Source organism: Accumulibacter sp. (assembly GCF_029255145.1).
In the GTDB taxonomy this organism is placed as follows: Bacteria; Pseudomonadota; Gammaproteobacteria; order Burkholderiales; family Rhodocyclaceae; genus Accumulibacter.
Window position 1 is genome coordinate 15,349 of the sequence record NZ_JAPUVQ010000098.1, and the last position, 14,344, is coordinate 29,692.

Sequence of the window (14,344 nt, forward strand, 5' to 3'; positions counted from 1 at the left end):
CTCACAACTTGAAGTAGCTTTGCGCGGCTTCGACATCACGGGCGATCTGCGCCTTCAGCGCGTCGAAATCGGGGAATTTCATTTCGTCGCGCAGTTTGTGCAGGAAACGGACATTCAGATGCGCGCCATAGATGTCGGCAGAGAAATCGAACAGGTGAACTTCGAGCAGCGGTCGGCTGGCCTGATGGGCCGTCGGCCGGTAGCCGAGGTTGGCGGCACCCCGGTGCGGTCCGCCGGGCAGGCCCTTGACCTCGACCGCGAAGACGCCTTGCAGCGGCGGTCGCTCGTGCTTGATGCGGATGTTGGCGGTGGCGAAGCCGAGCTGCCGGCCGATCTGTTCACCGCGCACGACCCGCCCGTCGATCGAGTAGGGGCGGCCGAGCAGGCGCGCGGCGTGCTCCAGCCGGCCATCCTGGAGCGCGTCGCGCACCGCCGAGCTGGAAGCGCGTTCGCCTTCGAGGGTGACGCTGTCCATTGCTTCGACGCAAAAGCCGAGGTGGGCGCCCGCATCGCGAAGCAGCGCGAAGTCGCCCGTTCGTCTGGTGCCAAAGCGAAAATCGTCGCCGACGATCAGATGGCGGACGCGCAAGGCGCCAACCAGTACGCGCTCGATGAACTCGCCGGCGCTCAACGCGGCGAAGTGGGCATTGAAGTGGCAGACGTAGGCGATCTCGACGCCGTCATCGGCGATCAGTTCGAGCTTCTCGCGCAGCGTGGACAGGCGCGGCGGAGCCGATTCCGGAGCAAAGAACTCGCGCGGGTGCGGCTCGAAGGTCAGCACGGCGGCCGGCAGGCCGACTTGCGCCGCGGTCGCGGTCAGGCGCGCGAGCAGCGCGCGATGGCCAAGGTGTACGCCGTCGAAGTTGCCGATGGTCAGTACGGTGGCACTGTGCGCTGTCTGTGAGAAACCGCGATAGACGAGCATCGGGCGCTGGAGGGGGCGAAAAAACGTGCAATTATAACCAGTTTCGTGCGCCGCCAGCGGCTATCGAAGCCGCGTTGGCGATCCTCCGGGGCGCCTCCCTGGCACGCGTCGTCGGCGGTCGATGGGTGACGCGCCGCGGCGCCAGTGGCCGATTGGCGGTAAGATGCGGCACTTTGCACGCCGTGATCGATGGCGCTTGATCGGGCCGCGAGGTCAATGAGCCGGTCGGTGAGTGGTTCGGCGCGGCGGCTGGATTTGCCCCTCCGACCCGGGCGGAAGCCAGCCCGCGCTTTCCTCCTTCGCGCCTTCCCCGTTTCCCGGTGTGTGGCACTGATATGAACGACGGTGATTGTTACCATTGCGGGCAGCCGGTGCCGGCCGGCCTGGACCTTGCGGTGCGCATCGCCGGGCAGCCGCGCGGCATGTGCTGCGGTGGCTGTCAGGCCGTTGCGCAGGCGATCGTCGACAACGGCCTGGCAGACTATTACCGCAATCGCGATGCCTTGCCCGTTTCGGCGCGCGAAGCGCTGCCAGCGCTGGTCGACCGGTTGCAGCTTTACGACCATGCCGACTTTCAGAAGAGCTTCGTGCGCGCGATCGGCGGCGCTGGTGACAGCGAGCGCGAGGCGTCGCTGATTCTCGAAGGGATTACCTGTTCGGCGTGTATCTGGCTGAACGAGCAGCATCTTTCGCGGCTGGACGGGGTTACCGCGGTCGATATCAATTACGCCACACGGCGCGCCAGGGTGCGCTGGGACGAGCGGCAAATCAAGCTCTCCGGGATCCTGGCGGCGATCGCCGCGATCGGCTATCGCGCGCATCCGTACGACCCGGCGAAGAGCGAGGAACTGGCCGGCGAGGAGCGGCGGCGGGCGCTGTGGCGCGTCTTCGTCGCCGGTTTCGGGATGATGCAGGTGATGATGTACGCGCTGCCGCTGTATCTCGCGGACGATGGCGAGATGACGCCGGAGGCCGCGCAGTTGCTGCGCTGGGCCAGCCTGGTGCTGACCACGCCGGTGGTGCTTTACTCGGCGGCGCCTTTCTTTCGCAACTCCTGGCGTGACCTGCGACTGCGCCGCGTCGGCATGGATGTGCCGGTGGCGCTGGGCGTCGGCGCCGCGTTTGCGGCCAGTGTGTGGGCGACCCTGACCGCGAGTGGCGAGGTTTATTTTGACTCGGTGACGATGTTCGTTTTCTTCCTGCTCAGCGGGCGTTTCATGGAAATGACCGCGCGCCAGCGTGCGGTCAGCGTCACCGAGGCCTTGGCCAAGTTGATGCCGGCGCTGGCGGCGCGAATTCCCGCTTATCCGCAGGACCGGGTGCTTGAGCAGGTGCTGGCCGCCGACCTGCGGGCAGGCGACGTGGTGCTGGTCCGGCCCGGCGAGACGATTCCAGCGGACGGGGAGGTGCTCGAAGGCGAGAGCAGCACCAACGAGGCGTTGTTGACCGGCGAGAGCGCGCCGGTCGCCAAGGGCCCGGGAGCGAGCGTCACCGGCGGCGCCGAGAATATCGAAAGTCCGCTGCTGGTCAAGGTGCTGCAGGTTGGCGAAGCGACACGGCTGGCGGCGATCGTCCGTCTGATGGAGCGTGCGGCGGCCGACAAGCCGCGGATCGTCGAGCTGGCCGACCGGATCGCCAGCCGCTTCATCGTCACCCTGCTGTTCCTGGCGGCGGCGGTGGCGCTGGTCTGGCTGGTCCTCGACCCCGGGCGGGCGCTGTGGATCACCGTTTCGGTTCTGGTCGTCACCTGCCCCTGCGCGCTGTCATTGGCCACCCCGGTGGCGCTGACCGTAGCCAGTGGGGCGATGGCCGGTGCCGGCCTGCTGGTGACGCGCAGTCACGCCATCGAGACGCTGGCGCGAGCCAGCCACTTTGTCTTCGACAAGACCGGTACCCTGACCACCGGCCGGATGCGGCTGCTCGACGTGCTGCCGCTGGGCCCGCTTGATCGGGCGCAGAGCCTGGCGCTGGCGGCGGCTCTCGAGCAGGCGTCGGAGCACCCGATCGGCGCCGCCCTGCGCGACGCCGTTGCCGGCCAGCGTCTGCCTCTGGTCGACGCGCTGGTCAACGAGCCGGGGCGCGGTCTGGCTGCCCGGCACGCCGGCGGTAGTGTCCGCCTCGGACGACCGGATTACGTTCTCGCGCTGCACGGCGTGCCGCTGCCGGCGTCGGCACAGGCGCTGCTGGCGGGCGGCGACACGGTGGTCGCGCTCGGCGACGAGAGCGGCTGGATCGCGCTGTTGCGAATTGGCGACGATCTGCGGCCGGAAGCGGCGGCGATGGTCGCCGCCTTGCACGCAGCCGGGCGGCGGGTTTCACTGCTCAGTGGCGACGCTGCACCGGCCGTCGCGCGCGTCGCGCGGGCGCTGGCGATCGACGAGGTGGTGGCGGCCGCGTCGCCGCAGGCCAAGCACGATTACGTGCGCCAATTGCAGGCCAAGGGAGCCGTGGTGGCGATGGTTGGCGACGGCGTCAACGACGCGCCGGTGCTCGCCCAGGCGCAGGTTTCGGTGGCCATGGGCGGCGGTTCGCAGTTGGCGCGCACGCAGGCCGACCTGGTGCTGCTCTCCGAGAATCTCGATCATCTGCGGCGTGGCGTGCTGTTGGCACGGGCATCCCTGCGGGTGATCCGGCAGAACCTGTGGTGGTCCTTCGCCTATAACCTGCTGGCTCTGCCGCTGGCGATGGGCGGCTTCATCACGCCGTGGATGGCCGGTATCGGCATGTCGGGAAGTTCCCTGCTGGTCGTCCTGAACTCGATGCGGCTGCAGAAGGCGCCGGGAGTGGCGCGCTGATGGAGACCTTGTACCTGCTGATCCCGATCTCCGTGGTGCTGGTCTTCCTGATCGCCATCGCCTTCTGGTGGTCGCTGCGCAACGGTCAGTTCGACGATCTCGAAGGGCCTGCCTATCGCATTCTGATGGATGACGACAGCCCGCCGCCGCAGCCACCGGAAGAGCGTCCGGCGGCGTCTTCAGCCGACGCCAATGGCGGACCCGGATAGCGGGCCTACACCGAACCGGATTCCCGCTCGCCAATGTGCTCGAACTTGATGCAAGTCAACACGGATCTCGCGTGCGCTGGGGATAATTTGTCCGTTGATGGTTCCGCCACGGTGGCAGCACGTGCCGCCGCAGTGTCGCCGGGTTTTGCTCTGTTGGGGTTGGGGTGCGTTTCGGCGCACCCTTTTTTTTGTTCATCAGGATTCGTTGATAGAGCTTGTGGCGCTTGATCTGTGTCAACTTTGCTCCTGACGGGTTAGAATAGCATCCGCGAAACAAGCCCCGGCAACAGAGGAATTCAGGACGGCGAAAGCCGGTTTTTTTTGGTCATAAACGAGGTGGGTCCATGTCGGAAACTCAGTCAACATATAACTACAAGGTCGTCCGGCAGTTTGCCGTGATGACCGTCATCTGGGGCATCGTGGGGATGCTGGTCGGCGTCATCATCGCCGCCCAGCTGGTCTGGCCCGAGCTGAATCTGGGCTTCCTGCATTTCGGTCGCCTGCGACCGCTGCACACCAATGCGGTGATTTTTGCGTTCGGCGGCAGCGCCCTCTTCGCTACCTCGTATTACGTCGTCCAACGTACCTGCCATACGCGGCTTTTCTCGGACGGGCTCGCGGCGTTCACCTTCTGGGGCTGGCAAGCGGTGATCGTCCTGGCGGCGATCACGTTGCCGCTGGGGATGACCCAGGGCAAGGAATACGCCGAACTGGAGTGGCCGATCGACATCCTGATCACCCTGGTCTGGGTTGGCTACGCGGTGGTTTTCTTCGGCACCATAGCCAAACGCAAGGTGACCCATATCTACGTCGCCAACTGGTTCTACGGCGGCTTCATCCTGGCCGTGGCGCTGCTGCATATTGTCAACAGCGCGGCCATCCCGGTGTCGCTCACCAAGTCCTACTCGGCGTACGCCGGGGTCCAGGATGCGATGGTCCAGTGGTGGTACGGCCACAACGCCGTCGGTTTCTTCCTCACCGCCGGCTTCCTCGGGATGATGTACTACTTCGTTCCGAAGCAGGCAGGACGTCCGGTCTATTCGTACCGCCTGTCGGTGGTGCACTTCTGGGCGCTGATCTTCACCTACATGTGGGCCGGTCCACACCACCTGCACTACACGGCGCTGCCCGACTGGACGCAGTCGGTCGGCATGCTGTTCTCGCTGATCCTGCTGGCGCCGTCGTGGGGCGGCATGATCAACGGCGTGATGACGCTGTCGGGGGCCTGGCACAAGCTGCGTGACGACCCGATCCTCAAGTTCCTGATCACCTCGCTGTCGTTCTACGGGATGTCGACCTTCGAGGGCCCGATGATGGCGATCAAGACGGTCAATGCGCTTTCGCACTACACCGACTGGACGGTCGGGCACGTGCACTCCGGCGCCCTCGGCTGGGTGGCGATGATCTCCATCGGCTCGATCTACTACCTGTTACCGCGCTTGTACGGGAAGCCCGAGATGTTCAGCGTCAAGCTGATCACGGTGCACTTCTGGGTGGCGACGATCGGCGTCGTTCTGTACATCGCTTCGATGTGGATTGCCGGTGTCATGCAGGGGCTGATGTGGCGGGCGGTAAACGTCGACGGCACGCTGACCTACAGCTTCGTCGAGTCGGTCAAGGCCTCGTATCCGTTCTGGGCGATCCGCTTTGTCGGTGGCGTCCTTTTCCTGTCCGGGATGTTGATCATGGCTTACAACATGGCCAAGACGATGGCCGGCGGACGGGTTGTCGATGATGCGCTGGTCTTGCAGCCGGCTGCTCACCACGCCTGAAGGGAAAGAAAATGAAACTTACGCATGACGCAATCGAACGTAATGTCTGGCTGATGGTGGTGCTGACCCTGCTGGTGGTCAGCGTCGGTGGTCTGGTCGAAATCGTGCCTCTGTACTTCCAGAAATCGACCACCGAGCCGGTGGCTGGACTCAAGCCCTACGACCCGCTGCGCCTGACCGGGCGCGATGTCTATATCCGCGAGGGTTGCTTCCTCTGCCACTCGCAGATGATTCGTCCGTTCCGGGCTGAAACCGAGCGCTATGGGCATTATTCGGTCGCCGGCGAGTTCGTCTACGATCATCCCTTCCAGTGGGGTTCCAAGCGCACCGGTCCGGATCTGCATCGGGTTGGCGGGCGTTATTCCGACGAGTGGCACCGCGCGCACCTGATCAATCCGCGCGACGTGGTTCCCGAGTCGAACATGCCCGCTTTCGCTTTTCTCGAGGCGGCGCCGGCTGATGCGGCGCTGATCGAGACCAAGATGCGCGCCCTGCGCAAGGTCGGCGTCCCCTATACCGATGACGAAATCGCCGGGGCCAAAGCGCAGCTCGAAGGCAAGAGTGAACTCGACGCCCTGATCGCCTATCTGCAGGGAATGGGCACTGAACTGAAGAACGCCAGGTAAGCCCATGGACATCAACGAAATTCGGTCCATCGTGACGGTCGTTTCGCTGCTGACCTTCCTTGGCGTGGTCTGGTGGGCGTACGGCGTGAAAAGTAACAAGAAGCGCTTCGATGAAGCGGCGATGCTGCCCTTCACCGATGAGGAAGCGGATCGGTTCGAACTCGGCCTGGACGGCAACGGACAAAGGAAAGCATCATGAACGATTTTGTGAATCAGTTCTGGAACTGGTACGTCATTTTGCTGGTGCTGGTCAGCATCATCGCCTGTGGCGTGCTGCTCTGGTCGCAAAGCATCACCCCGCCTGCCGCTGGCCAGGCCGATACCACCGGTCACGTCTGGGACGAGACGCTCGAGGAGTACAACAACCCGCTGCCAAAGTGGTGGATGTGGCTGTTCCACATTACGGTCATCTTCTCGCTGGTCTACTGCGTTCTCTATCCGACGCTCGGCAGCTTTCAGGGCGTACTCGGCTGGTCGTCGGACGGACAGTACGCGAAGGAGGTCGCCAAGGCCGACGCCGAGACCAAGCCCCTGTACGACAAATATCTGGCGATGGATCTGCCGACGCTGGCAGCCGACAAGGAGGGCGTTGAAACCGGCAAGCGGCTGTACCTGACGTACTGCATGCAGTGTCATGGCGCCGACGCGCGCGGATCGAAAGGCTTTCCGAACCTGGCCGACAGCGACTGGCAGTGGGGTGGCGAGCCGGCTCAGATCATCGAAACGATCAGCAACGGGCGGATGGGTGTAATGCCCGCGCACGCCCAGCTCGGCGCCGAAACGATCAAGGATCTCGCCAACTATGTGCGCTCGCTGTCGGGTTTGCCGGCTGATTCGCTGCGCGTCGCCAAGGGGAAGGAAGCCTTCAACGCCGAGGGTTGCTCGGGTTGTCACGGGCCTGATGCGAAAGGCATGCAGGCCATTGGCGCGCTCAATCTGGCCGACAGCACCTGGCTTTACGGTGGCTCCGAAGCGACGATCATCGAGACGATTACCAAGGGCCGTAATAACCAGATGCCGGCCTGGCAGGAGTTTCTCGGCGAAGCCAAGGTACACGCGCTGGCCGCCTACGTCCTGAGTCTGGGGGTGGGTGGAGGCAGCAAGTAGTCTTCCCAAACCGGAAGAGCGGCCTCGGCCGCTCTTTTTTTGCGTCCGATGATCGCGCTGCGAGCAGCACAGGGTCGCCGCATCCCCGGTACGCTGCGTCGGCGGCAGCTATGGCTGGCGGCTGGTCAATGAGTCATAATGGCGTCCTTTCAGGAGACAACGATGAACAAGGCAGCAATTACGGAACCTGCAGGATTCGGGCGCACGATCGGCATCGTCGCCCTCGCTGGAAGCGCTCTCCTTGCCGGCTGCGCATCGGACAGCGCGCTCATGGGCAGCGGCACCGACGTTACCGCCAGCTACAAGGCCGGGATGACCCGAAGCGGCTTCCTGACCGATTACGCACGGCTGCAGCCGACCCCCTGGGGGCAGGGGATCGAGTGCTGGCGTGCGGCGACTCTCAACGCTGCGAGCTATGACAAGGTGCTGGTTTCGCGCATCGTCGTTTCGCTGGCGCCGCCCACCGATGCCAGCAAGGAACAGACAGTCGATCCGAGCGACCTGAAGACCCTGACCGATTATTTCCACAGTGCGCTGGTCAAGGCGCTGAAGCCGCAAATGCAGGTGGTGGATCAGCCCGGCCCGGGCGTCGTGGTGATGCGCATTGCCTTGACCAATCTGGTGCCGACGACAGTCAGCGACAGCGTGGCGGGGACGCTGATTCCCTACGCGTTCATCGCCGAAGCCGGCTCCGGGGTGGCCACCGGCCGGCCGGCGGGTTCGACGCCGTACATGGGTGAGACCGGCATGGAAATGCAGTTTCGCGATGGCGTATCGGGCGCGGTCCTTGGCGAGTGCCGCGATACCCAGATCGGGCGCAAGTATGCCGCGTCGACCAATGATGGCGCAGCCGGCGCTGCCCAGACCTGGGCGAGCGGCTATCTGAGTTCCTTCCAGGCCTGGAGCTATGCCAAGGACGCCTTTGACAAATGGGCTCTGCTGGTCGCGAAGCGCTTTGCCGAGCTCCGCGGAGTCGATCCCAAGTAAAGGGGCTGCCGGCGTTGCTTCGCTGCCACGCCGGCGCCTGGCGTACGATCCCGACCCGCGTTTGCTGCCGGCGCGCCAGCCTGCCGCCCCAGGCGCGGCCGTGCGACCTGGCGGTTTCGCGACTCCCGCGCTTTCACCGGCGCCGGGAATACGCGTTCGGGGCGCTCGTCGCCGGTTTGCTCCGGTCGGGCAAGGTCGCCGGAAGCGCGAAGGTCGAGGTCGACCGGCGTGGACCGTGCGCCGTGCTTGAGCGACGGCCTGATGCACATCAAGGCGATCTCCGCCGCACGATGTAATATTAGAGTTTGGTTGAATTCTAAAATAGATCGGATCTCGGATGATGACTGAAGGGGCCGGCAGCAAGGGCAGGGCCATTCCCATCAACATCGATGGCTTGTACGAGAAACACAAGACCGTTCATGCGCGTACCGTGACCGGGCTGTTCAACAACTGGCGCTGGACGATGGTGTTCGTTACGCAGGCCTTGTTCTATGGCCTGTGCTGGTTCCAGTGGAACGGCCGACAGGCGGTTCTCTTTCACATCGCCGAACGCAAGTTCTATATTTTCGGCATGGTTTTCTGGCCGCAGGACGTGATCTATCTGGCGATTCTGCTGGTGATTTCCGCCTATGGACTATTCCTGGTGACCGCCGTCGGTGGGCGCCTGTTCTGTGGCTACGCGTGTCCGCAGACCGTGTATACCGAGATCCTGATGTGGATCGAACGCAAGATCGAGGGCGAACGCCCGGCACGCATAAAACTCGACGCGCAAGCGATGAACCCGCGCAAGTTCCGGCTCAAGTTGATCAAGCATTCGCTCTGGCTGGTGGTGGCGCTGTGGACAGGAATCACCTTCGTCGGCTATTTCACGCCGATCAAGGAATTGCTCAGCGAGATGGCGTCTTTCCGAATCGGCCCCTGGGAAGCGTTCTGGGTTTTTTTCTACGCCGCCTTCCTGTACATGATGGCCGGTTTCCTGCGCGAGCAGGTCTGCAAGTACATGTGTCCGTACGCGCGATTCCAGGGGGTGATGTTCGACCCGGATACCTTGATCATCAGCTACGACCCCGAGCGTGGCGAGCCGCGGGGTTTGCGGAAGAAGAAGTCCGGCGCCGACGCCGCGCCACTCGGGGACTGCGTCGACTGCAGCATTTGTGTGCAGGTCTGTCCGACCGGTATCGACATTCGCAACGGCCTGCAACTCGAATGCATCGCCTGCGCCGCGTGCATCGATGCCTGCGATCAGGTGATGGACAAGGTTGGTTCGCCGCGCGGCCTGATTCGCTACTCGACCGAAAACGCCCTGGCCAAACACTACACGGCGCGCGAGATCCTGGCGCATTTGTTGCGTTTCAGAACGCTGCTCTACTCCGGGATCCTGCTGGCGATCATTCTGGCCGGCGCGTGGAGCCTTGGCAACCGTGTGCCGCTGAAGCTCGATGTCCTGCGCGACCGCTCGACGCTGTCACGCGAGGCCAGCGATGGGCGCATCGAGAATGTGTTCAGCCTGCACATCTCGAATACCGACGAGATCGCGCACCGCTATTCGATCGGCGTCAGCGGCCTGGAAGGGATCGATATTGTCGGCGCGCGGCGGGTGGAGATCCCGGCGGCCTCTTCCAAGACCGTTGCCCTGTCGGCGCGCGTCGAGCCAGGAAGCAACAAGAAGGGTTCGCACCCGATCCACTTCGAAGTCCGTTCCGAGGATCAAGACCAGATCTCGGTTCGCGAGAAAGCGAGTTTCTTCCTGCCATGAACCTTCGGTTGAATTCGAGTGACAAGCCGTGGTACCGCGAGCCCTGGCCCTGGCTGCTGATGCTGGGTCCGGGGACAGTCGTCGTCGCCGGCTTGGTCACTGCTTATCTGGCGGTCATCAGCAATGACGGCCTGGTCGAAGACGATTACTACAAACAGGGCCTGGAAATCAACCGGCGCACCGAGCGGGATCAACGCGCCGCCGAGCTGGGAATTGGCGCCGAGCTGGTCGTCGGCGGTGCGGCTGATCGAATTCGGGTTCTGTTACGTGCCGCAGAGGGCACGCCGCTGCCTGCGGCGCTCTTCTTGCGGATTACGCACCCGACGCGGGCGGGTTCCGATCAGAGCGTCGTCTTGCGCGCCGAGGGCGGTGGCGTCTATGTGGGCGCGTTGGCACCGCTGCGCGGTCGTTGGCGGATCACCCTCGAGGACGACCAGCACGTGTGGCTTCTGGCGGGCGACTGGGAGACCGACAAGCAGCCGGCGCTAAGCCTGACGCCATCGCCAGGGCCAGCGTCGACCGAGCGGGGAAAGCCACCAACCAACAAGGGGAGCTAATTGCATGGCCTGGGATCTGCTGTTCTCAACGGACTACGGATTGTTCAGCGTGGTCGTGATCGTCGTCATACTCGGTATGTCAGTCGGTTTTCCGTATTTCTTCAGCAAGAAGATGCGTGAGGATGAAAGGAAAGCCAGAAAATAGGAGGCTAACGACACCGCTCGTCGTCGGGCTGGTCGCGCTCCGCTACGGCTGCGCGTGCGGACGGCGATGTCCAATGCGCTAAGTCGCCGCCTGCTGCTGGCGGTGCTGGCGTCCGTTCTGGTCCATGCCGGCTTGCTGCTGACGGTCAGCCAGGACTTGCCGCCGCGCCTGGTAACGGCTGCGGCGTCGATTGAGGCGCGGCTCAATATTCCGGATCGGGCGGGACTGCCGGTGGCTCCGCTGGCGAGCAGCGCGACGCAGCCAGCGAAGACCACACCGGCCGAGAAGCCGCGGCGGGGGCGCCCGCGGCTCGCGGTGCGCGACAGCAAGGCTGATCGGGCAGCCGTCGCTCCTGCCGCATTGGCTCCCGCTGCCTCGCCGCCGTCGGTCGCCGTCAAGCCGGCGGTCCAGGCCGGCGCCGCTGGGGAAGCCCTCAGCCCAGACGGCTTGCGCCAGTACCGCGTGGCGCTGGCGATTGCCGCTCGCCGCTACAAGCACTACCCGTCATTGGCGAGCGAGCGTGGCTGGGGAGGCACTGTCGAGGTCGCGGTGAGCGTCAGCGCGGGGCTTCCCGCGCCGACGCTTTCGCTGCTGCGTTCGAGCGGTCGCGCGGTATTGGATGAGCAGGCGCTGTGGATCATCGAACAGGCAGCGCTGACGGCCGCTCTGCCGGAGAGCCTTCTCGGCCGCAGTTTCCGTGTCGTGCTGCCGATCGAATTCGCGGTCGACAAGGATCGCTAGCGCGGCTGCAACGCTTCCTCATGAAGCAGGAAGCGACCGGCCCGGCGATCGGCAAAGTAGGCTTGCAGGCACAGGGTGACGCTCTGGAAGGCAAGCTCCTGCCACGGCACCGCCGGTTCGGAGAAGAGCGCGGTTTCCAGTGTTTCCAGGCCGGCGGCAAAGCCTGAATCGAGCAGTCGGGCACGGTAGAACAGATGGACCTGATGGATGTGCGGAATGTTGACCAACGAGAACAGCGGGCCGAGTTCGACACGGGCGCACGCTTCTTCGAGCGTTTCGCGCTCGGCCGCCTGCGCCGTGGTCTCGCCGTTTTCCATGAACCCGGCGGGTAGCGTCCACCTGCCGTAGCGCGGCGCGATCGAGCGCCGGCAGAGCAGGATCTGATCGTGCCACTCGGCGACGCAGCCGACCACCAGCTTGGGGTTCTGATAGTGGATCGTCCCGCAATGCTGGCAGACGTGACGTGGCAGGTTGTCACCTTCAGGAATCAGAAGCCTGAGTTGTCCGCCGCATTCACTGCAGAAATTCATTCCTGGAAATCCCTGGGCTGGCTGTTTGCCGACCCGCCAAGTGTAAACGATTCCGGTCGCCAGCAGGGCCCCCCGGCCGGCGTGCTCCTCGGCGATGGTTGCCGCTCTGGCAGCGTCGCGGTCGGCCGGCGCGCGACAAGAGGACCGCCGTCGGCGGCGAAAAAGCGACGCCTGGTCTTGCAGAAGGTCCACTTCTGGTCCTGCGTCGTGTCGGCGGGGCGCAATCTGGCTACAATGCGCAGCAACGACAGCGCTCGGTCAACAAGGTTCGCAGAGCGCGCAACTACCAGGGGAGCCGGATGTTTCTGATTGTCGGGTACATAATTATTCTGGCTTCGGCGCTGGGAACCTACGCGGTTCACGGCAGCCTGGCGGCGCTGTGGGTGCCGCTTGAATATATTGCGATCGTCGGTTTGACGATCGGCGGCTTTGTCGCCAGCAACGATCTGAAGATCATCAAGTCGACCGTCGGCGCTCTGCCGGGGATCTTCAAGGGCTCGAAGTTTACCAAGGTTCTTTATGTCGATCTCCTGGCGATGCTCTTCGAGGTGCTGGCCAAGGTGCGCAAGGAGGGCCTGATGTCGATCGAGAACGATGTCGAAAACCCGCACGACAGCCCGATCTTCGGCAAGTATCCGGCGCTTGCCAAGGACCACCACGTGATGGAGTTCATTACCGACTATCTGCGCATGATGGTCGGCGGCAACCTCAATGCGATCGAGATCGAGAACCTGATGGATATTGAAATCGAGACCCACCATCATGAGGTGGAAAGCCCGGGCCACGTCGTTTCCAAGGTCGCTGACGCGGTTCCTGCGTTCGGTATCATCGTCGCCGTGATGGGCGTGGTCAACGTCATGGGCTCGGTCGGCGAGCCGCCGGCGGTGCTCGGCAAGATGATCGGCGGGGCGCTGGTCGGCACCTTCCTCGGGATCCTCATTGCCTACGGCTTTGTTTCTCCGGTCGCCAGCCTGCTCGAACAGAAGGCGCAGGAGGGTTCAAAGATCTACCAGGTGATCAAGGTCGTGCTGCTGGCGTCGATGTCCGGTTATGCACCGCAGGTGGCGGTCGAGTTCGGCCGCAAGACGCTCGTCTCTGGCGTTCGCCCGACTTTTGGCGAGCTTGAGGAGGAACTCAAGAACCGCAAGGGCAAGTAGGCCACGCGGCCGACGGGAGTGGCTGAATGAGCGAAGACGTACGCCCGATAGTCATCAAGCGCATCAAGAAGGTGGCCGGCGGCCACCACGGCGGCGCGTGGAAGATCGCCTACGCCGACTTCGTCACGGCGATGATGGCCTTTTTCCTGCTGATGTGGCTGCTCGGCTCGACGGCCAGCGGTGACCTGAAAGGGATCGCCGATTACTTCCAGAACCCGCTGAAGATCGCCTCGCAAGGCGGTTCGGGGACCGGCGACAGTTCGAGTGTTCTGAAAGGCGGAGGCAAGGACTTGACACGCTCGGCCGGGCAGGTCAAGGGCGGTGATACCGAAGCCAGGAGCAAGACCGTCAACCTCAAGGAGACCAACGCCGAGGCGGCGCGCAAGGCGTTCGAAGAACGCGAGAAGGTGGTGCTTGGCGAGCTCAAGCAGAATATCGAGAAGCTGATTGAAAGCAACCCGGCGCTCAAGCAGTTCACGAGCCAGTTGTTGATCGATATCACCAGTGAGGGTTTGCGGATCCAGATTGTCGACGAGCAGAACCGGCCGATGTTCGATACCAGCAGTGCCGAACTGAAGCCGTATACACGAGTCATTCTGCACGAGATCGGCAAGGCGCTGAATGCCGTTCCGAACAAGTTGAGCCTGTCGGGACATACCGACGCGGCGCAATTCGGCGGCGGCGACAAGGGCTTCTCGAACTGGGAACTTTCCGCAAACCGCGCCAATGCTTCGCGGCGAGAGCTGATTATAGGAGGCATGGACGAACACAAGGTGCTGCGTGTCGTCGGCCTGGCGTCTACGGTGTTGTTCGACAAGAACGATCCGCTCAGCTCGATCAACCGCCGGATCAGCATCGTCGTTCTCAACAGGCGCGCCGAGGAGTCGTTGCTGCTGGAAGATGGCAAGGCGGATGCGGTCGAGGTCGGTGGCCAGGGAGTCGATGCGCAGGCGCTGGCGCCGACCCCGCCGACCGGCCGCAAGCCCTAGGGCTGGCTTGCCGCGAGCCTTGGTGGGCGTATCAATGGTGCAGGAGGA

15 protein-coding genes are annotated in these 14,344 nt (G+C 63.8%); 13 read left to right on the forward strand and 2 right to left on the reverse strand.

Annotated elements, in window-relative coordinates; all coding sequences use genetic code 11:
- Window position 1 precedes the first annotated feature (1 nt).
- On the reverse strand, window positions 2–925 hold the full coding sequence (locus Q1L50_RS09860) for a bifunctional riboflavin kinase/FAD synthetase (RefSeq protein WP_300337986.1): 924 nt from the start codon (window positions 923–925) through the stop codon (window positions 2–4).
- A 335-nt stretch (window positions 926–1,260) separates the two neighbouring features.
- On the opposite strand from Q1L50_RS09860, the gene Q1L50_RS09865 reads away from it, so the two are divergent.
- From Q1L50_RS09865 to Q1L50_RS09915, 11 genes are all read left to right on the forward strand, one after another.
- The gene (locus tag Q1L50_RS09865; protein ID WP_300337988.1) at window positions 1,261–3,720 is read left to right on the forward strand and encodes a heavy metal translocating P-type ATPase; all 2,460 of its coding nucleotides are present in this window, start codon (window positions 1,261–1,263) and stop codon (window positions 3,718–3,720) included.
- The gene (ccoS, locus tag Q1L50_RS09870; RefSeq protein WP_300337990.1) at window positions 3,720–3,929 is read left to right on the forward strand and encodes a cbb3-type cytochrome oxidase assembly protein CcoS; all 210 of its coding nucleotides are present in this window, start codon (window positions 3,720–3,722) and stop codon (window positions 3,927–3,929) included. The genes Q1L50_RS09865 and ccoS overlap by 1 nt, the downstream gene beginning before the upstream one ends.
- A 344-nt stretch (window positions 3,930–4,273) precedes the next feature.
- Window positions 4,274–5,701: a cytochrome-c oxidase, cbb3-type subunit I gene (gene ccoN, locus Q1L50_RS09875; protein ID WP_300337992.1), complete on the forward strand. Its 1,428-nt coding sequence runs from the start codon at window positions 4,274–4,276 to the stop codon at window positions 5,699–5,701.
- Window positions 5,702–5,712: 11 nt separating this feature from the next.
- On the forward strand, window positions 5,713–6,327 hold the full coding sequence (ccoO, locus tag Q1L50_RS09880; RefSeq protein WP_300337994.1) for a cytochrome-c oxidase, cbb3-type subunit II: 615 nt from the start codon (window positions 5,713–5,715) through the stop codon (window positions 6,325–6,327).
- Window positions 6,328–6,331: 4 nt separating this feature from the next.
- Window positions 6,332–6,526: a cbb3-type cytochrome c oxidase subunit 3 gene (locus Q1L50_RS09885; protein WP_300337996.1), complete on the forward strand. Its 195-nt coding sequence runs from the start codon at window positions 6,332–6,334 to the stop codon at window positions 6,524–6,526.
- Window positions 6,523–7,434, forward strand: a complete 912-nt coding sequence (ccoP, locus tag Q1L50_RS09890; protein ID WP_300337998.1) for a cytochrome-c oxidase, cbb3-type subunit III — start codon at window positions 6,523–6,525, stop codon at window positions 7,432–7,434. The genes Q1L50_RS09885 and ccoP overlap by 4 nt, the downstream gene beginning before the upstream one ends.
- Before the next feature lie 162 nt (window positions 7,435–7,596).
- Entirely contained in the window at window positions 7,597–8,421 is an 825-nt protein-coding gene (locus tag Q1L50_RS09895; protein ID WP_300338000.1) for a DUF3313 domain-containing protein, read from the forward strand.
- 340 nt (window positions 8,422–8,761) lie between these two features.
- Window positions 8,762–10,177, forward strand: coding sequence for a cytochrome c oxidase accessory protein CcoG (gene ccoG, locus Q1L50_RS09900; protein ID WP_300338001.1), 1,416 nt, complete (start codon window positions 8,762–8,764; stop codon window positions 10,175–10,177).
- The gene (locus Q1L50_RS09905) at window positions 10,174–10,734 is read left to right on the forward strand and encodes a FixH family protein (protein ID WP_300338003.1); all 561 of its coding nucleotides are present in this window, start codon (window positions 10,174–10,176) and stop codon (window positions 10,732–10,734) included. The genes ccoG and Q1L50_RS09905 overlap by 4 nt, the downstream gene beginning before the upstream one ends.
- Before the next feature lie 4 nt (window positions 10,735–10,738).
- Entirely contained in the window at window positions 10,739–10,879 is a 141-nt protein-coding gene (locus Q1L50_RS09910) for a DUF3149 domain-containing protein (RefSeq protein ID WP_300338004.1), read from the forward strand.
- 66 nt (window positions 10,880–10,945) lie between these two features.
- Window positions 10,946–11,620, forward strand: a complete 675-nt coding sequence (locus Q1L50_RS09915; protein ID WP_300338006.1) for a TonB family protein — start codon at window positions 10,946–10,948, stop codon at window positions 11,618–11,620.
- Here Q1L50_RS09915 and Q1L50_RS09920 read toward each other — a convergent pair.
- Window positions 11,617–12,150, reverse strand: coding sequence for an NUDIX hydrolase (locus Q1L50_RS09920; protein WP_300338008.1), 534 nt, complete (start codon window positions 12,148–12,150; stop codon window positions 11,617–11,619). The genes Q1L50_RS09915 and Q1L50_RS09920 overlap by 4 nt on opposite strands.
- Window positions 12,151–12,449: 299 nt before the next feature.
- Here Q1L50_RS09920 and motA point away from each other — a divergent pair, with 299 nt between their 5' ends.
- Both motA and motB read left to right on the forward strand, forming a co-directional pair.
- The gene (gene motA, locus Q1L50_RS09925; RefSeq protein ID WP_300338010.1) at window positions 12,450–13,307 is read left to right on the forward strand and encodes a flagellar motor stator protein MotA; all 858 of its coding nucleotides are present in this window, start codon (window positions 12,450–12,452) and stop codon (window positions 13,305–13,307) included.
- 26 nt (window positions 13,308–13,333) lie between these two features.
- Window positions 13,334–14,296, forward strand: coding sequence for a flagellar motor protein MotB (motB, locus tag Q1L50_RS09930; protein WP_300338012.1), 963 nt, complete (start codon window positions 13,334–13,336; stop codon window positions 14,294–14,296).
- Window positions 14,297–14,344 lie beyond the last annotated feature (48 nt).